Annotated in this window: 17 protein-coding genes; 9 read left to right on the top strand and 8 right to left on the bottom strand. The window is 62.8% G+C overall.

Translation table 11 applies throughout. The features are described from left to right. Positions 1-7: 7 nt before the first annotated feature. The 5 genes from REH59_RS19940 to REH59_RS19920 all read right to left on the bottom strand — a co-directional run bounded on the left by REH59_RS19940 (position 8) and on the right by REH59_RS19920 (position 3,406). Positions 8-625, bottom strand: coding sequence for a response regulator transcription factor (locus REH59_RS19940; RefSeq protein ID WP_003248700.1), 618 nt, complete (start codon positions 623-625; stop codon positions 8-10). Positions 626-905: 280 nt separating this feature from the next. After that, positions 906-2,237 (bottom strand): deoxyguanosinetriphosphate triphosphohydrolase, encoded by a 1,332-nt coding sequence (locus REH59_RS19935; protein WP_003248702.1) that lies wholly within the window; start codon positions 2,235-2,237, stop codon positions 906-908. Positions 2,238-2,381: 144 nt separating this feature from the next. After that, on the bottom strand, positions 2,382-2,711 hold the full coding sequence (locus REH59_RS19930) for a hypothetical protein (RefSeq protein WP_003248704.1): 330 nt from the start codon (positions 2,709-2,711) through the stop codon (positions 2,382-2,384). Further along, on the bottom strand, positions 2,708-3,082 hold the full coding sequence (locus tag REH59_RS19925; protein WP_003248706.1) for a phage holin family protein: 375 nt from the start codon (positions 3,080-3,082) through the stop codon (positions 2,708-2,710). Before REH59_RS19925 ends, REH59_RS19930 begins: the two co-directional genes overlap by 4 nt. Positions 3,083-3,091: 9 nt before the next feature. Further along, complete coding sequence (locus REH59_RS19920) at positions 3,092-3,406, bottom strand: DUF883 family protein (protein ID WP_003248709.1); 315 nt, start codon at positions 3,404-3,406, stop codon at positions 3,092-3,094. Positions 3,407-3,718: 312 nt separating this feature from the next. Here REH59_RS19920 and REH59_RS19915 point away from each other — a divergent pair, with 312 nt between their 5' ends. The 5 genes from REH59_RS19915 to REH59_RS19895 all read left to right on the top strand — a co-directional run bounded on the left by REH59_RS19915 (position 3,719) and on the right by REH59_RS19895 (position 7,090). Further along, complete coding sequence (locus tag REH59_RS19915; protein ID WP_060546421.1) at positions 3,719-4,927, top strand: ammonium transporter; 1,209 nt, start codon at positions 3,719-3,721, stop codon at positions 4,925-4,927. A gap of 73 nt (positions 4,928-5,000) precedes the next feature. Beyond that, entirely contained in the window at positions 5,001-5,273 is a 273-nt protein-coding gene (locus REH59_RS19910) for a glutaredoxin family protein (protein WP_320450345.1), read from the top strand. A gap of 75 nt (positions 5,274-5,348) precedes the next feature. Continuing rightward, positions 5,349-5,780, top strand: coding sequence for a D-Ala-D-Ala carboxypeptidase family metallohydrolase (locus REH59_RS19905; RefSeq protein ID WP_014860720.1), 432 nt, complete (start codon positions 5,349-5,351; stop codon positions 5,778-5,780). A 65-nt stretch (positions 5,781-5,845) separates the two neighbouring features. Continuing rightward, on the top strand, positions 5,846-6,154 hold the full coding sequence (locus REH59_RS19900; RefSeq protein ID WP_003248718.1) for a hypothetical protein: 309 nt from the start codon (positions 5,846-5,848) through the stop codon (positions 6,152-6,154). A gap of 51 nt (positions 6,155-6,205) precedes the next feature. After that, positions 6,206-7,090 (top strand): pseudouridine synthase, encoded by an 885-nt coding sequence (locus tag REH59_RS19895; protein ID WP_003248719.1) that lies wholly within the window; start codon positions 6,206-6,208, stop codon positions 7,088-7,090. Positions 7,091-7,703: 613 nt separating this feature from the next. Here the strand turns inward: REH59_RS19895 and REH59_RS19890 are convergent. After that, entirely contained in the window at positions 7,704-9,269 is a 1,566-nt protein-coding gene (locus REH59_RS19890) for a methyl-accepting chemotaxis protein (protein WP_014861736.1), read from the bottom strand. Between the two features lie 250 nt (positions 9,270-9,519). Then, positions 9,520-12,261: an aconitate hydratase AcnA gene (acnA, locus tag REH59_RS19885; RefSeq protein ID WP_014861735.1), complete on the bottom strand. Its 2,742-nt coding sequence runs from the start codon at positions 12,259-12,261 to the stop codon at positions 9,520-9,522. A gap of 224 nt (positions 12,262-12,485) precedes the next feature. Here acnA and rlmM point away from each other — a divergent pair, with 224 nt between their 5' ends. From rlmM to pdxB, 3 genes are all read left to right on the top strand, one after another. After that, the gene (gene rlmM, locus REH59_RS19880; RefSeq protein WP_003248725.1) at positions 12,486-13,550 is read left to right on the top strand and encodes a 23S rRNA (cytidine(2498)-2'-O)-methyltransferase RlmM; all 1,065 of its coding nucleotides are present in this window, start codon (positions 12,486-12,488) and stop codon (positions 13,548-13,550) included. Positions 13,551-14,342: 792 nt separating this feature from the next. After that, positions 14,343-14,585 carry a sulfurtransferase TusA gene (tusA, locus tag REH59_RS19875; RefSeq protein WP_003248727.1) on the top strand — a complete coding sequence of 81 codons (243 nt, stop codon included), beginning with the start codon at positions 14,343-14,345 and terminating at the stop codon, positions 14,583-14,585. A 60-nt stretch (positions 14,586-14,645) separates the two neighbouring features. Beyond that, a complete protein-coding gene (gene pdxB, locus REH59_RS19870; RefSeq protein ID WP_320450344.1) occupies positions 14,646-15,788 on the top strand; it encodes a 4-phosphoerythronate dehydrogenase PdxB in 1,143 nt (380 codons plus the stop codon). A 114-nt stretch (positions 15,789-15,902) separates the two neighbouring features. Here pdxB and REH59_RS19865 read toward each other — a convergent pair whose 3' ends face one another. Next, a complete protein-coding gene (locus tag REH59_RS19865; RefSeq protein ID WP_003248731.1) occupies positions 15,903-16,076 on the bottom strand; it encodes a PA1571 family protein in 174 nt (57 codons plus the stop codon). 210 nt (positions 16,077-16,286) lie between these two features. Here REH59_RS19865 and REH59_RS19860 point away from each other — a divergent pair, with 210 nt between their 5' ends. Then, positions 16,287-18,050 (top strand): ABC transporter transmembrane domain-containing protein, encoded by a 1,764-nt coding sequence (locus REH59_RS19860; protein ID WP_014859333.1) that lies wholly within the window; start codon positions 16,287-16,289, stop codon positions 18,048-18,050. Positions 18,051-18,063 lie beyond the last annotated feature (13 nt).

The following is an 18,063-nucleotide window of genomic DNA, read 5'->3' as shown; positions in this document are numbered from 1 at the left end:
ACCATAATCAGACCAGCGCGTTGCGCTTGGCCATCTCGATCAGATCGACCAGCGTATTGACTTGCAGTTTGTGCATGAGGCGCTTCTTGTAGGTGCTGACAGTCTTGCTGCTGAGAAACATGCCCTTGGCAATTTCCTTGTTGCTGCGGCCTTGGGCGAAAAGTTGAAGCACCATCAGTTCGCGGTCATTTACCTGGCGGAAAAGTTGCAGGTCACTGTCGGTCGTCTGGTTGTTTTTTATTGCCTGGCTGGGGAAGTAGTTATAACCGGCCAGTACAGCCTTGATTGCACTGAGCAGTTCGCTCAGGTCTTCCTGCTTGCAAACATAACCCGCCGCGCCCGAGTGCATGCAACGTACGGCAAACAATGCCGGGGACTGTGCAGTCAGCACCAGAACCTTCAAGGGCAGGGCCATGCTCTGAAAGCGGGCCAGTACCTCCAGGCCGTCTAGCTTGGGGATGCTGATGTCGAGAATGACCAGGTCGGGGTTGCTCTCGCGGATCATCTGCATGGCGTCTACGCCGTTGTCCGACTCGCCGACAATCTTGTAGTTCTGGTTTTCCAGCAGCATACGGACGGCCAGGCGAATCACCGGATGGTCGTCAACGATAAATATGGAATGCATGTTCAACTTCCCTGCGGTCGATTGAGGGTGACAGTGGGCACCTTATCGCAGTTGGAAGTCGTCAGGCGAGGGGGAATGGCTGTTAGGCTTATATGGGAAACGGCTTACAAGATAAAGCAAAATTGGCTACGGAATAGGTGTGCTTAACTCGCTGTCAAAGCAATTTTGGTAACTTTTCATTGGTTTTTATTCGTGCCGTTTAGTGTAGTTACCTCGGTGTAGGAAGTTTCCTGCAAGCGTGGTGCAGCGCCTGGCCGAGCCCGCGCTGCACCGACGCGTTTCAGGTCGGGCTGGAGCGCCCGGTCATCTCCCGGGCCATTTCGCTGGCATAGCTGTCGGTCATGCCGGCGATGAAGTCGATCATGCGCAGGAAGGCGCTGTGCAAGGAGGCATGCGGGTCTGGCGCATTGTTGCCGATCAGGTCCAGCACCCTGCGACTCTTGAACGATGGCGTCCGTCCACCGTGCTGCTCGAGGGCCGCACCGCAGAACGTGTTCAGCAGAATCTCCAGGGTGGTGTAGGCGCCGATTTCGTGCAGGGTCTTGCGCTTGTCCTGGAAGATTTTGTTGCGCGCCATGTCCTTGGCTTGCAGTACACAGCGTTTGGCCGGGCCATGCATGTGTTCCACCAGGTCGCCCGCCAGTTGCCCGGCCAGCAACGCCTGCTGCTGCTCGACGAAGGCGTGGGCGGCGGCGTTGGTCAGGTGTTCGATGGCCTTGCCGCGCAGGATGGCCAGTTTGCGCCGACGAGAATCGCGTGGGCCGAGCTGGCGGTAGGTTTCTGGCAGGTCTTCGCCGACCAGGTCAAGCAACAGCGCTTCGACTTCTGCGTATTGCAGCAGCTCCATTTCCAGGCCGTCTTCCAGGTCGATCAGCGCGTAGCAGATGTCATCGGCAGCCTCCATCAGATACACCAGTGGGTGGCGCGCCCAGCGTTGGTGTTCCAGCTGCGGCAGGCCGAGCTTGCGGGCGATCTGTTCGAGCAGGGGCAGCTCGCTCTGATAGCTGCCGAACTTGTGCTTCTTGTAGCCCAGGGCGTCGGCATGGCGGGCGCTCCAAGGGTACTTGAGGTAAGTGCCGAGGGTGGCATAGGTCAGCCGGGTCCCCCCATCGAACTGGTGGTATTCCAGTTGGGTGAGCACGCGAAAGCCCTGGGCATTGCCTTCGAAGTTGAGAAAGTCGGCCCGTTCGTCATCGCTCATGTCGTCCAGCCAGCCACGCCCGGCGGCCTGCTGGAACCAGTGGCGAATGGCGTCTTCGCCGGAGTGGCCGAATGGCGGGTTGCCGATGTCGTGGGCCAGGCAGGCTGACTGCACAATCATCCCCAGGTCACTGGGAGCGCACCAGTCCGGCAGGTTGTCGCGCAGGGTCTCGCCGACGCGCATCCCCAGCGATCGGCCGACGCAGCTGACTTCCAGCGAATGAGTCAGGCGCGTATGGATATGGTCGTTGCTCGACACCGGGTGCACCTGGGTCTTGCGGCCGAGGCGGCGGAAGGCACCGGAGAAAATGATGCGGTCATGATCTTTGTGGAAGGGGCTGCGCCCGAGTTCATCGGCGCTGTACAGGGCTTTGCCCAGCCGTTCGCGGGTAAGCAAGGTGTGCCAGTCCAAGGCGCGGTCTCCTGTCGTTCGAAGGCAGCAGCATACCCTGCAGGAAGCGCCTTGTGCTGCGAAGAAAAGGCCGGCCCTTTGATGCATTTGTATCGATCGTACGGGCCTCTTCGCAACACAAGGCTGCTTCTGCCGGGGCGAGCGTCAGGGGCGGCGGCCGCCTTGCAGGTAGAGGCGTACCAGCGGCAGCAGGGTGCTGCCCAACCGTACCAGGCGCGTCAGGTTGCCGCTGCGTACGCCCTTGCCGGTGAGAAAGCCCAGCGCCACCACAGCGCCGATGCCCCACAGTGGCGCATGCTTGATACCCAGGCCTTCATGTAGCGAGCTGCCCATGCCGCGCACGCGGCGCAGCGGTTCAAGCAACTGACCGGACTCATGACGGATTTCCTGGCGGTGCATCTCCATGCGCAGGCGCAGCAGCGCCTTGCGCAGTTCGCGCGGGTTACGCGTGTTTGGCAGTTCTGGCAGGCTCATGGCAACAGGCGCTCCCTGTCCTTGGCAAGTTCGTCGAGGGTGGCGCCGAAGGGCGATGATTCGTCGAACACCGCCGCCTTCAGGCGCACGCCGCAGTACAGGGCGGCAATGCCATAGAACACGCACAGGCCAATGATACCGGCCAGTCGATAGCTGTCCCACAGCAGCACCAGCAGCAGCCCGGACAGCGCGGTCAGCAGCAGCAGGGCGAACACCAGCGCCAGGCCGGCGAACAGCAGCAGGCTCAAGGTACGGCCCTTCTGCTCCTGCAACTCGATACCGAACAGCTCGATGTGGCTGTGCAGCAGCCCCAGCATGGCCGCGCCCAGGCGCTTACCCGAAGCGCCGGCGCCGTTGGCGTCATTCTCCATGGGTTCCCCTTAGCGCCGGTTGGCCAGCAGACCGATCAACAGGCCGACGCCGGCCGCGATGCCGATTGCCCGCCACGGGTTTTCCTGCACGTACTGCTCGGCGCTGCCAAGCGCTGCCTGACCGCGTTCACGGACCGAGTCCTGGGTCAGTTGCAGGGTTTCGCGGGCCTGGGTCAGGCGCTCGTGAATCTGCTCGCGCAACTCGTCGGCCTGGTCGCCGGCCAGGTTGGCGGTGTCGGCCAGCAGCTTCTCGGTGTCGCGCACCAAGGCCTGGAAGTCAGCCATCAATATCTCTTGTGCATTCTTTGCCGATTTGCTGGCCATGGGTCTCTCCCTGTCGATGAGTGTTGGTAGTTCGAGTGACAGCACGCATGGAAGGTTCAAGTGCGGCTGCTGGTATGGGCCTTGCTAAGTTTTTGCCACGTTGCGGAGCGCCTATGACCGGTTTTGCGCCGATTCAGGGCGCCCGCGCAGCGGATACCGATAAACCTTAACCCAATCCACGACAAACCCAAGAAAAAACCACGCAGGCTTCACCCCGCTCACCTGAACAGGGTAGGGGCTGGCACCGATTCGGTGCAGGGATGCAGGTTCTTGAACTGTCCTGGTGCCTTTTTCAGCAGGTCTGCCTATTTCATGGAAAACATGCACAGCGCTATGGACTCTCTGGTCCACGGTTCCAACACCCTGTTCATTCTCATGGGCGCCATTCTGGTGCTGGCCATGCATGCCGGCTTCGCGTTCCTTGAAGTGGGCACGGTGCGCCACAAGAACCAGGTCAACGCCTTGTCGAAGATCCTCAGCGACTTTGCCATCTCGGCGCTGGTCTACTTCTTTATAGGCTACTGGATCGCCTACGGAGTCAACTTCTTCCAGCCGGCGACAACACTGGCTGTCGACCATGGCTATGCGCTGGTCAAGTGCTTCTTCCTGCTGACCTTTGCGGCGGCGATTCCGGCGATCATCTCCGGGGGCATTGCCGAGCGGGCGCGGTTCGTGCCGCAGTTGTGCGCCACGGCGTTGATCGTGGCGTTCGTCTATCCGTTCTTCGAGGGCGTGGTGTGGAACGGCAACCTGGGCGTGCAGGCTTGGCTGCAGGCACGCTTCGGCGCACCGTTCCACGACTTTGCCGGGTCTGTGGTGGTACACGCCATGGGGGGCTGGCTGGCGCTGGCGGCGGTGATGCTGCTGGGGGCGCGCCGTGGGCGCTACCGCGAGGGCCGATTGGTGGCGTTTGCGCCGTCGAGCATTCCCTTTCTGGCGTTGGGCTCGTGGATCCTCATCATCGGCTGGTTTGGCTTCAACGTCATGAGTGCCCAGACCTTGCAGGGCGTCAGCGGCCTGGTGGCGATCAACTCGCTGATGGCGATGGTGGGTGGCACCCTGTCGGCGTTGCTGGCCGGGCGCAACGACCCGGGCTTTCTGCATAACGGCCCGCTGGCCGGGCTGGTGGCGATTTGCGCAGGTTCCGATCTGATGCACCCGGTTGGAGCGCTGGTCACCGGCCTGGTGGCGGGGGCGCTCTTTGTCTGGACCTTCACCGCCGCGCAAAATCGCTGGAAAATCGACGATGTCCTGGGTGTGTGGCCGTTGCATGGCCTGTGTGGCGTGTGGGGTGGCATCGCCTGTGGCGTGTTCGGCCAGGTGGCGCTGGGCGGCATGGGCGGTGTCAGCCTGGTCAGCCAGTTGCTGGGCAGCCTGATGGGCGTGCTGGTGGCCTTGGCCGGTGGCTTTGCCGTGTACGGAGCCATTCGTGCGTTGCATGGCCTGCGCTTGAGCCATGAGCAGGAGTTCCAGGGCGCGGACCTGTCGCTGCACCGGATCGGTGCTACCAGCCAGGATTGAGCCTGGTCAGGTGCAGGGTGGGCGTGGCGCGCCTAGAATAGGCTTCTGTGTATGCCAACCCGGGACCTGCCACATGCTGCCTGAATGTCAACTGTTCGGCACCCTCGGCTGCCACCTCTGCGAAGTGGCCGAGGCTGTGTTGATGCCTCTCGTCGATCATGGCCTGCTGGTAGAGCTGGTCGATATCGCCGAGAGCGAGCTTTTGTTCGAACGTTATGGCCTGATCATTCCGGTGCTGCGGCGCTGTGACAACGGCGCCGAGCTGCACTGGCCGTTCGATACCGAACAAGTGGTGGCTTTTCTTGGGCAATCATGGCTGCAGAGGAGTTGCAACCCTGCTCCATGATCTGTGAAGCGAGCTGATGATCCGGTGGAGGCGCACCGTCGCCGGTAACCTTCTCCATCATCGGAATAGCTCGCCATGTTCATCACTCCACATTTCACCTTCGATGAAATGACCGTTTCCCAGCTCGCCGCCCGCGAAGGGTTCGATAATGCACCGCCTCTCGAAGCCAGGGCCAACCTGCAATTGCTGTGCTGTGCGCTGGAACAGGTACGTGCATTGTTCGACGCGCCCATCATCATCAGCAGCGGGTATCGCAGTGAAAGGGTCAATCGGTTGATCGGTGGCGCCTCCGATAGCCAGCACGTGCAAGGGCTGGCGGCGGACTTCACGGTGATCGAGATCAGCCCGCGCGAGACCGTCCGGCGAATCAGCGAAAGTGCGGTGCCCTTCGATCAGCTGATCCTGGAATTCGATAAATGGGTGCACCTGTCGGTAACGCGCGGCACGCCGCGCAGGCAGGTGCTGACCGTGCGCAAAGGCAGCGGCTACCTGGCGGGGCTGCAATGAAGCGCATTGACGGCAGCAAGGGGATGTTCGTATGCTGTATATAAATACAGTATCGAGGTGAAGCCATGCTCAATGTCGAGCAACTCAAGTACAGCGTCAACCGCATGCCCGTGGATCGGGTGGCTGACGCCGTTCTGGAACTGCGCCTCGAAGGCCTGGTGACGGGCGACTGCACGCCGTTCGGCAAAGTCCACTTCAATACCTGCTTCGCCGAGATCGAGGCCTTGTTCCAGCGGGCCGGTTACCACCGAGGGCTGGATGTGGTGGGCTATGAGGGGTTGCTCTATGCACTTTACGACCCTGGCCGCTGGGAGCCGGTGCAGGTACTGCGCTGGCTGAAGGAGCGCTGCGAGGCGATGGCCCAGGCTGGTTGAGGGGGCGGGCTTGGGCGATAATGCGCGGCCATGAACGTCTCGAGCCCAGCCATGACCACGCCTTTCGACCCCGCCCGCCAGCAAGCCAGTACGGTGTGCCTGCCACCTGGTAACTGGGTGACGGTGCTCGATTGCTTGTGTGACCATTTCAAGGCCATCGACCGCGCCCAGTGGCTTGACCGCTTTGCCCGTGGCCGGGTGCTGGATGCCAACGGGCACGCAGTTGCCGCCGACCTGCCTTACAAGCGTGGCATGCGTTTGCATTACTTCCGCGAAGTGCCGAACGAACGGCCGATTCCGGTGCAGGAGGTGGTGCTGCATGTGGACGAGCACCTGGTGGTGGCCGATAAACCGCATTTCCTGCCGGTGACGCCGACCGGTGAATACGTCGAGCAGACCTTGTTGCGCCGCCTGATCCGTCGTCTGGACAATCCGCACCTGGTGCCGTTGCACCGCATCGACCGGCACACCGCCGGGCTCGTGCTGTTTTCCGCCAACCCGCACAGCCGCAGCGCCTACCAGCGGCTGTTCCCCGAGCGGCGTATCGACAAGCGTTACCAGGCCATTGCCGCTGCCATGCCGCAGCATGCATTTCCGCTGGTGCACAAAAGCCGCCTGGTGCATGGCGAGCCATTTTTCCGCATGCATGAGGTGGAGGGTGAGGCCAACAGTGAAACCCTGGCCGAGGTGCTGGAGAAGAACGGTGAGCGATGGCGCTATGGGCTGTCGCCAGTGACCGGCAAGACCCATCAGTTGCGTGTGCACATGGCGGCCTTGGGGGCAGGGATCAGCAATGACCCGTTCTATCCGCAGTTGCTCAATGAAGAGGATGACTACCAGCGGCCGCTGAAACTGTTGGCGCAGAGCCTGCGTTTCGAGGACCCGTTGAGTGGCGAAGAGCGCTACTTCGAGAGCCGGTTGCGGTTGGACTGGTAACACAGCAAGCGGGTTCACCTGCGAAAGGGCCGGGCCTGCTGGCCAATCTCCACCCGCCGTTCACTGTTGCTGCCGCCACCGTATTCGAGGGTAAACCCGCTCCTACGCACGCATCGGTGGTTCGGCACAGGCCGTCTTAGGAGCGGGTTAACCCGCGAAAGGGCCGGCCCTGCTGGCCAATCTCCACCCGCCGTTCACCGTTGCCGCCGCTACCGTATTCGCGGGTAAACCCGCTCCTACGCACGCGTAGGTGGTTCGGCACATTCCGTCGTAGGAGCGGGTTTACCCGCGAAAGGGCCGGCCCTGCTGGCCAATCTCCACCCGCCGTTCACCGTTGCCGCCGCTACCGTATTCGCGGGTAAACCCGCTCCTACGCACGCATCGGTGGTTCGGCACAGGCCGCGTGTAGGAGCGGGTTTACCCGCGAAAGGGCCGGCCCTGCTGGCCAATCTCCACCCGCCGGTCACCGTTGCCGCCGCTACCGTATTCGCGGGTAAACCCGCTCCTACGCACGCATCGGTGGTTCGGCACATTCCGTTGTAGGGGCGGGCTTGCCCGCGAACACCGGCAGAGCCGGTGCCCTCCACCGCGGCGGAGGGCCAAGTCGCGAGCTTCAGCGGTTGAAGCGCTCCACCAGCGAATACTGGCTGCCCGCCGTGCTGGTCAGTTCTTCGCTCAGCAGTGCCGAGTGCTGCGCCTGTTCGGCGGTCTGGTCGGCCAGTTCGGCAATGGTGCTGATGTTGCGGCTGATCTCGTCAGCCACTGCGGTCTGCTCCTCGGTTGCAGCTGCAATCTGGGTGGCCATGTCGGTGATATTGGCCACCGCTTCGCTGATGCCTACCAACGCCTCGTCAGCCTGCATTACCCGGTCGACGCCTTCCTGTGCCTGGCGGTGGCCGGCTTCCATGGTCTGCACTGCGTTACTGGCGGTCTGTTGCAGCTTGGCGATCAGGCCATGGATCTGCCCGGTGGATTCGGCGGTGCGCTGGGCCAACTGACGCACTTCATCAGCCACTACGGCAAAACCACGGCCCATTTCACCGGCGCGCGCCGCTTCAATGGCTGCGTTCAGTGCCAGCAGGTTGGTCTGGTCGGCGATGCCCTTGATCACGTCGACCACGCCACCAATCTCGTCGCTGTCTTTGGCCAGTTGCGTAACCGTCTGGCCGGTCTCGCCCACTGCCGCCGACAGACGTTCGATGGCCTCGCGGGTTTCTCCGGCAATTTGCCGGCCTTGGCTGGTCAGGCGGTTGGCTTCCTGGGTGGCATCGGCGGTGCGCTGCACATGGTTGGCCACTTCCTGAGTGGTGGCGGCCATCTGGTTTACCGCAGCGGCGACTTGCTCGGTCTCCACCCGCTGGCGCTCCAGCCCCGTAGAGCTCTTGTGCGCCAAGGCATCGGACTGGCGTGCCTGGTCGCTCAGGTGTTCGGCACTGTCTTGTAGGCGCGTCAGGCAGGTTTTCATGCGTGCGTCCTGGCTGAGCATGGCCATTTCCAGGCGCGCCTGCACGCCACGGCTGTCGGTGTACATCTGCGCGATCAGTGGGTCGGAAGTGGTTTGCTCGGCCAGGCGCAGCAGGCGCTTGAGGCCGCGCTGCTGCCAGCTCAGGCCGAGCAGGCCCAGTGGTACCGAAAGCCCTGCGGCCAAGGCAAAGCCCCAGGAATGACCCAACCAGTTGCCGATCAGGAAGCCCACCTGGCTGATCAGGATGAACGGTAGCCAGTCCTGCAGCACTGGCAGCCACTTGTCGCGGCGCGGTACCGGCGGCTTGCCCTGGTTGATGCGCTGGTACAGGGCCTCGGCGCGGCGGATCTGCTCGGCAGTGGGCTTGACCCGCACCGACTCGAAGCCGACAACCTGGTTGTTATCGAAGATGGGTGTGACATAGGCGTTGACCCAGTAATGGTCGCCGGACTTGCAGCGGTTCTTGACGATGCCCATCCACGGCTGGCCCTGCTTGAGGGTTTGCCACATATGGGCAAACACGGCAGGCGGTACGTCGGGGTGACGCACCAGGTTGTGCGGTGCGCCAGTCAGCTCCTCGCGGGTGAATCCACTGATTTCGATAAAGGCATCGTTGCAGTAGGTGACCACACCCTTGGCGTTGGTAGTGGAGATCAACCGCTGCTGTGCAGGGAAAGTCCGTTCTCTCTGGGTAATCGGCTGGTTGTTACGCATGGGTGATAGTCCGCAGGGCTTTCGACAGGTATCGGCAAGCCGCTGGTTTTATTGAATGGATATTTGGTTCATTGATTGCACTCAATGACGGGTAAGTCAGATGATGACCGAATGGATGGCCAAGGGCCAGTGCTGTCGCGTGGGACTTTAAAGCATATAGCTTTGAGGTATTGGCGTGTAGGAGACCGAGCGCCGCCCGCGCAGCGCTCGGTCTAGAGAGCGGAACACATCTTCGGCCAGACGCTCCGTCTCAACCGGCGATCATCTGGCGCAACACATAGTGCAGAATCCCCCCGGCCTTGAAGTACTCCACCTCGTTCAGGGTATCAATCCGGCATAGCACCTCGATCTGTTCCTGCTGGCCATCCTCGCGGGTAATGCGCAAGGGCAGGCTCATGCCGGGGCGAATATGTGCGCCGTCCAGCCCCAGTACGTCGATCTGCTCCTTGCCGGTCAGCCCTAGTTGTTTGCGGTTGTGCCCGGCCTTGAATTGCAGTGGCAACACGCCCATGCCCACCAGGTTGGAGCGGTGAATACGCTCGAAGCTTTCTGCCAGCACGGCCTTGACCCCCAGCAGGTTGGTACCCTTGGCTGCCCAGTCGCGGCTCGAGCCGGTGCCGTACTCCTGGCCGGCAATCACCAGCAGTGGGGTGCCTTCCTGCTGGTAACGCATGGCCGCGTCGTAGATCGACAGCTTCTCGCCAGTGGGCACATGCAACGTGTTGCCGCCTTCTTCACCTGCCAGCATTTCGTTGCGGATACGGATGTTGGCGAAGGTGCCGCGCATCATCACTTCGTGGTTGCCACGCCGCGAACCGTAGGAGTTGAAGTCGCGAGGCTCCACACCCTGTTCCCGCAGGTAGCGCCCGGCCGGGCTGTCGGTCTTGATGTTGCCCGCGGGGGAAATGTGGTCGGTGGTCACTGAGTCGCCCAGCAGCGCCAGCACCCGTGCGCCGTGAATATTGGCGATCTGTGGCGGTGGCCCGCCGATGCCGTCGAAGAACGGTGGGTGCTGGATGTAGGTGGAGTCAGCCTGCCACACGTAAGTGGCGGCCTGTGGCACCTCGATGGCCTGCCATTGCGCATCACCGGCGAACACTTCGGCGTATTCCTTGTGGAACATCGCCGTATCGACCTTGGCCACGGCCTCGGCAATTTCCTGCTGGGTCGGCCAGATATCACGCAGGTAGACCGGTTGGCCGTCCTTGCCTGAGCCCAGCGGGTCGCGCGTCAGGTCCAGGCGCACGCTGCCGGCCAGGGCGTAGGCCACCACCAGCGGGGGCGAGGCCAGCCAGTTGGTCTTGACCAGTGGGTGCACGCGGCCCTCGAAGTTGCGGTTGCCCGATAGCACCGAAGCCACGGTCAGGTCGGCGCTGCCAATGGCTTTTTCGATCGCCTCGTCCAGCGGGCCGGAGTTGCCGATACAGGTGGTGCAGCCATAGCCGACCAGATCAAAACCCAGTTGGTCGAGGTAAGGCGTGAGCCCGGCTGCCTTGAAGTAGTCGGTGACTACCTTGGAGCCTGGCGCCAGCGAGCTCTTGACCCAAGGTTTGCGTTGCAGGCCTTTCTCCAGTGCTTTTTTTGCCACCAGCCCGGCAGCCATCATCACGCTGGGGTTGGACGTGTTGGTACATGAGGTGATCGCGGCAATCACCACGGCGCCATCGCGCAGGGTGTGGGTCTGGCCCTGATGGCTGTAGTCGACTGCGCCGGTCTGGTCGGCGTTGCCCACTGCCACACCGCCGCCACCTTCGCTTTCCAGGCGGCCAACTTCTTTGGCCAGCGGCTTGGGCTGCAGCTCGATGAAGTGGTCGAAGGCTTGGCTGACCTGGCCCAGCGCTACGCGGTCCTGTGGCCGTTTGGGCCCGGCCAGGCTGGCTTCGACGTCGTCCATGTCCAGCGCCAGCGTGTCGCTGAATAACGGCTCCTGGCCGGGCAGGCGCCACATGCCCTGCGCCTTGCAGTAATGTTCGACCAGCTGCACGGTCGTTTCGGGGCGACCCGAAAGGCGCAGATAGTCCAAGGTGACTTGGTCGACCGGGAAGAAGCCACAGGTGGCGCCGTATTCCGGTGCCATGTTGGCGATGGTCGCGCGGTCGGCCAGGGGCAGCTCGGCCAGGCCGTCGCCGTAGAATTCAACGAACTTGCCCACCACGCCTTTCTTGCGCAGCATCTGCGTCACGGTCAGCACCAGGTCAGTGGCAGTGATGCCCTCCCGCAGCTTGCCGGTCAGCTTGAAGCCGATCACTTCGGGGATCAGCATCGATACCGGCTGGCCGAGCATGGCCGCTTCCGCTTCGATGCCGCCGACACCCCAGCCGAGTACGCCCAGGCCGTTGATCATGGTGGTGTGCGAGTCTGTGCCCACCAAGGTATCGGGGAAGGCATAGGTGCGGCCGTCGGCCTCACGGGTCCACACCGTGCGGCCCAGGTACTCCAGGTTGACCTGGTGGCAAATGCCGGTGCCCGGGGGGACCACGCGGAAGTTGTCGAAGGCGCTCTGGCCCCAACGCAGAAAGGCATAGCGCTCGCCATTGCGCTGCATTTCGATGTCGACGTTTTCGGCAAAGGCTTGCGGCGTGCCGTAGCGGTCGACCATTACCGAGTGATCGATCACCAGGTCGACCGGTGACAGCGGGTTGATCCGTTGCGGGTCGCCGCCAGCCTTGGCCATGGCGGCGCGCATGGCCGCCAGGTCGACCACGGCGGGCACACCGGTGAAGTCCTGCATCAACACCCGCGCCGGGCGGTACTGGATCTCGCGGTCCGAGCGGCGTTCGCCAAGCCATTGGACAATGGCGCGCAAGTCGTCGCCGGTGACGGTCGCGCCATCCTCCCAGCGCAGCAGATTTTCCAGCAGCACTTTCAGCGACATGGGCAGGCGCTGCAGGTCACCCAGCTGGCGGGCGGCCTCGGTGAGGCTGAAGTAGTGGTAGGTCTGGTCACCGACCTTGAGGGGCTTGAGGGTGTTCAGGCTATCGAGCGAGGGCATTGCCAACTCCTTCTGCACCGGTGCCCGGCAAATATTCACGGTTTGCCGGCAGCACCGCTCTGTGTCGGTCCGCACGGCACGGACCTGGCTGAATGGTCAGGTTAGACCGGTTTACGCTACCTGACCCTTTTCTGGACCGGCGGGGCGTGTCGCAGGTTCCGAACTTCCTTTATCATCGCCGCCCTGCCGGCGCCTGTGGTGCGCCAGCCGTCGTGGAGTGAGAGATGAATACCCTGTTCATGCATTGCCGGCCCGGTTTCGAGGGCGAGGTTTGCGCCGAAATCAGCGAACATGCCGCCCGCCTGGGTGTTGCCGGCTATGCCAAAGGCAAGCCGCAAAGTGCCAGTGCCGAGTTTGTCTGTAGCGAGGAGGGCGGTGCCGAGCGCTTGATGGGGGAACTGCGTTTCAACCAGCTGATTTTCCCGCGGCAGTGGGCACGTGGCGGTTACGTCGAACTGCCGGAAAGTGACCGCATCAGCGTACTGCTGGCGCAGTTGGCTGACTTCCCGGTGTTCGGTAGCCTTTGGCTGGAGGTGCTGGACAGCAACGAAGGCAAGGAATTGTCCACCTTCTGCCGAAAGTTCGAAGTGCCGTTGCGCAAGGCCCTGGAGAAGGCCGGCCGCCTGGTCGACGACCCTGGCCGCCCACGCTTGCTGCTGACCTTCATCAGCGGCCGGCGGGTATTTGTCGGTGTTGCATCGGCCAGCAACAGCGCCTTGTGGCCCATGGGCATCCCACGCCTGAAGTTCCCTCGTGAGGCACCTAGCCGTTCGACACTCAAGCTGGAAGAAGCCTGGCACCAGTTCATTCCGCGTGAGCAGTGGGAGCAGCGCCTGGGGGATGACATGACCGGCGTCGACCTGGGAGCCTCACCGGGTGGCTGGACCTACCAGCTGGTGCGCCGTGGCATGCTGGTGACAGCCATCGATAACGGGCCGATGGCCGAAAGCCTGATGGACACAGGCCTGGTCCAGCACTTGATGGCCGATGGGTTTACCTGGCAGCCGAAGCAGCCGGTAGACTGGATGGTGTGCGATATCGTCGAGAAGCCGGCGCGTACCACCTCGCTGATTGAAACCTGGCTGGGTGAGGGGCTGTGCCGCGAGGCGGTGGTCAACCTGAAGTTGCCGATGAAGCAGCGTTATGCCGAAGTACGGCGCCTGCTCGACCGTATGGAGGCAACATTCAAGGCACGCAAGATCAAGGTGTCGATTGCCTGCAAGCAGCTGTACCACGACCGTGAAGAAGTAACCTGCCACCTGCGGCGGCTCGACTTGAAGCCCCGCTGAGGCCAGCGCGTCGTTCTGCTTCTGCTTCTGCTTCTGCTTCTGCTTGTGCTTGTGCTTCTGCGTCTGCTTTTGCTGTTGCTTCTAAGCGCGCGATAGTTCAGGCGACGCAGATTGCGACTTCAGGAGGCCGAGTGCAGGGCTTGCGAAGGGAGGTGACGGGCATGGATGCCCGTCAAGCGCTGGGCCCCAGGATGGGGCCTGCAGCGCGGTCCTCCCGGGAGCAAGCCCGGAGCGAGGGGACCCCGGAGCGCAGCGCAGGGGCCGGATGATGGGAGCCGACGGTTTTTGGTTCCTTTTTGCCACGACAAAAAGGGACCCGCCGTAAGGGCGGAAAGGTGACTATGCGCCACCTTCGCAAATGAATACCTACTTGATGTGGATGCTCACATCCAAGAAGCAAGAAGCAAATTCGTCTGTTTTGACTCAGCGAACCGTCCGTTTGCGATGGCGACTCTGACTCACCTTTTCGCCCTTACGGCGAGTCACTTTTTGTCAAACGCGACAAAAAGTAACCAAAAAACGCTGCGCTCCCATCATCCGGCCCCTGCGCTGCGCTCCGGGGTTCCCTCTCTCCGGCCTCGCTCCCGGGAGGACCGCGCTGCAGGCCCCATCCTGGGGCCCAGCGCTTGACGGGCATCCATGCCCGTCACCTCCCTTCGCAAGGCCTGCGTTCGGCCTCCTGAAGTCGCGAAGATCAAGATCAAGATCAAGATCAAGAGCGCTGGGTTTGAAAGCCGTGCTTGGACCGCGTCGCGCTATGCGCGACAATAGCGATCATTTTCGGAGCCCCCCATGACCGATTTCACCCCCGACGCCATCCTCGATGCCACCGGCCTGAACTGCCCGGAACCCGTGATGATGCTGCACCAGCACGTACGCAACCTGGCCGCCGGCGGCCTGCTCAAGGTCATCGCCACCGACCCGTCGACCCGCCGCGACATCCCCAAGTTCTGCAACTTCCTCGGCCACGAGCTGCTGCAGCAACAAGAGGACGCCGGCACTTTCCTGTACTGGATCCGCAAGAAAGCCGACTGAATCGCTCTGGAACACGCCCGGCGTTGCGCCTACACTGCGCTCCCCAGACAGGAGAGCGCCATGCTGATAGTTGCCGACGAGAACATCCCGCTGCTCGATGCCTTCTTCCAGGGTTTCGGTGAAATTCGCCGCTACCCCGGCCGAAGCCTCGATGCTGCCAGCGTCAAGGACGCCGATATCCTGCTGGTGCGCTCGGTGACCAAGGTCGACCGTCAGTTGCTCGAAGGCAGCCGCGTACGCTTTGTCGGCACGTGCACCATCGGCACTGATCACCTGGACCTGGACTACTTTGCAGAAGCTGGCATCCGCTGGAGCAGCGCACCTGGCTGCAATGCCCGCGGCGTGGTCGATTACGTGCTGGGCAGCCTGCTGACCCTGGCCGAACTGGATGGCGTGGCATTGCCTGAGCGCGTGTATGGCGTTGTCGGCGCGGGTGAAGTGGGTGGCCGCCTCGTGCGGGTGCTGCATGGCCTGGGCTGGAAGGTGCTGGTGTGCGACCCATTGCGTCAGGCCGCGGAGGGCGGCGACTACGTCAGCCTCGAAACCATCCTGCAGCAGTGCGATGTGATCAGCTTGCATACCCCGTTGCAACGCGGCGGCCAGCACCCGACCTGGCACCTGCTGGGGCAGGCGCAGCTGGCACAGTTGCGCCCGGGTGCCTGGCTGGTAAACGCCAGCCGTGGCCCGGTAGTGGACAACGTGGCCCTGCGCGAGCTGCTGCTGGACCGTGAAGACGTGCACGCGGTGCTGGATGTGTGGGAAGGGGAGCCGCAGGTCGACCTGCAGTTGGCGGACCTGTGCACCCTGGCTACGCCGCACATTGCCGGCTATAGCCTCGATGGCCGCCAGCGTGGCACGGCGCAGATCTACCAGGCGCTGTGCCGCTTCCTCGGTGTGAATGAGCAGCTGCGACTGGCCGAGCTGCTGCCCAAGCCACCGCTGGCGCAGATCGAGCTGGATGCCAGCACCGACCTGTCATGGGCCTTGGCCACCCTGTGTCGCGCCGTATATGACCCGCGCCGTGATGATGCCGATTTCCGCCGTAGCCTCAGCGATGATCCGCAGCAACAGCGAGCGGCGTTCGACCAGTTGCGCAAGCAATACCCGCCAAGGCGCGAGATCGAGGGGCTGGCCGTGCGCTTGCACGGGGAGGCGCCGCAGTTGGCGCAGTTGGTCAGTGCCCTGGGTGGGGTGTTGGTCTAAGCACGCCTTGCCTTGATCTTGCAGGTAGGTGCGGTTACCTGTGGGGGCGGCCAAGCCCACTGGCTGGGCCAATAAAAACCCGGCGCAAGCGCCGGGTTGCAAAAAATTCGCCGATCAACCTTTGCGTACGCGCTCGACACGGCTTTCTTCCAGGGCCTTGCAGGCCTGCTGGATCATCTGCTCGGTGATCGGCACTTCGCGCCCCTTGGCGTCGATGATCGAACCGCATACTTGCGGTTGCGGGGAGGTTTGGGGCTTCTGGTTATCACTGCCATGCTGCAAGCTCATGCACTGTCTCCTCTTCAGGTTCAAGCTCAGGGTAGCCCTGCGCCGTGACTGGTCTGTGACAGCTTCTGGGTCACGGCAGCAACAGTCCAGCAGAAACCCTGTGAAAGCTCCATAAGCTGGTTAGATCGATGCGTTATAGCAACCTTCATGCAGTCTCCCGACCGGGATGAGTGGTAGGCTGCGGCTTCCCCACCCTTTGTGGTCGTTGCCATGCCCGAATCGGTTTCTCCGCGCCAACGCCGCGCCTTGCGCCTGGCTTGGCAGTTCGTTCGCCCTTATCGCCGCCAGGTGCTGCTGGCATTGCTGGCGCTGGTGGTCACCGCTGCCATTACCCTGTCGATGGGCCAAGGCATCCGCCTGCTGGTGGATCAAGGCTTCATGACCCGCTCCGCGCATCAGCTCAATCAGACCATCGGGCTGTTCCTGCTGCTGGTGCTGGCGCTGGCGGTGGGTACCTTCAGCCGTTTCTATCTGGTGTCGTGGATTGGCGAGCGTTGTGTGGCCGATATCCGTCGTGCGGTCTTCGATCACCTGATCGGCCTGCACCCAGGTTTTTTCGAGGACAACCGCAGCTCCGAGATCCAGTCTCGGCTGACTGCGGACACCACCTTGCTGCAATCAGTGATCGGTTCATCGCTGTCGATGTTCCTGCGCAACGCGCTGATGGTCATTGGCGGTGTGGTATTGCTGTTCATCACCAACCCCAAGCTCACCAGCATCGTGGTGGTAACGCTGCCGCTGGTGTTGGCACCGATCCTGTTGTTCGGCCGTCGGGTGCGCAGCCTGTCGCGGCAGAGCCAGGACAGGGTCGCCGATGTGGGCAGCTACGTGGCTGAAACGCTGGGGCAGATCAAGACCGTGCAGGCCTACAACCACCAGGCGCACGACCGCGAACTGTTCGCCGATACGGTCGAAGCAGCGTTTACTGTTGCCCGCAAGCGGATTACACAGCGTGCCTGGCTGATAACCCTGGTGATCGTGCTGGTGTTGGGGGCGGTGGGGGTGATGCTGTGGGTCGGCGGCATGGATGTGATCGCCGGGCGTATATCCGCAGGCGAGCTGGCTGCATTCGTGTTCTACAGCCTGATCGTCGGCAGTGCCTTCGGTACCCTCAGTGAGGTGATCGGCGAACTGCAACGGGCCGCGGGTGCCGCCGAGCGCATTGCCGAACTGTTGGCAGCGCGAAGTGCCATCCTGCCCCCCGACGTGGCGCAGGTGCTGCCGCAGCCGCGGGCCAGCGGGCATATCGAGCTGCAACAGGTCGTGTTCGCTTACCCTTCACGGCCCACGGTGGCAGCTGTCGACGGCCTGAGCCTGACCATCGAACCCGGGCAGACCGTCGCCCTGGTTGGCCCTTCCGGGGCAGGCAAGTCGACCCTGTTCGATCTGTTGCTGCGCTTTTACGACCCCCAACAAGGGCGCATCCTGCTCGATGGCCAGCCGGTTACCGCATGTGATCCCGACCAGCTACGCCGGCAGTTTGCTTTGGTGGCACAAAACCCCTCGCTGTTCCGTGGCACGGTGGAGGCCAACATTCGTTATGGCCGGCCCGAGGCGACCTTGGCTGAAGTCGAAGCAGCAGCCCGCGGCGCCCATGCCGACGAATTCATCCGGCAACTGCCCCAAGGCTACCAGACACAACTGGGGGAGGGCGGCATCGGCCTTTCCGGCGGGCAACGCCAGCGCCTGGCGATTGCCCGGGCCTTGCTGGTCGATGCGCCGATCCTGTTGCTGGACGAAGCCACCAGTGCCCTGGATGCACAAAGCGAATACTTGATCCAGCAAGCGCTGCCCAGCCTGATGGCCGGCCGTACCACGCTGGTGATCGCCCATCGCCTGGCCACGGTACAGCATGCCGAGCGCATCGCGGTCATCGACCAAGGCCGGCTGGTGGCGGTGGGCACCCACCGTCAGTTGATCGAGGACAGCCCGCTGTATGCGCGGCTGGCAGCGCTGCAGTTCACCACGGGCTAGCGTGTCGTGGCTT

It is taken from the genome of Pseudomonas sp. BO3-4 (assembly GCF_034044115.1).
GTDB lineage: Bacteria > Pseudomonadota > Gammaproteobacteria > Pseudomonadales > Pseudomonadaceae > Aquipseudomonas > Aquipseudomonas alloputida.
This window is presented reverse-complemented; position numbering and strand designations above follow the sequence as displayed.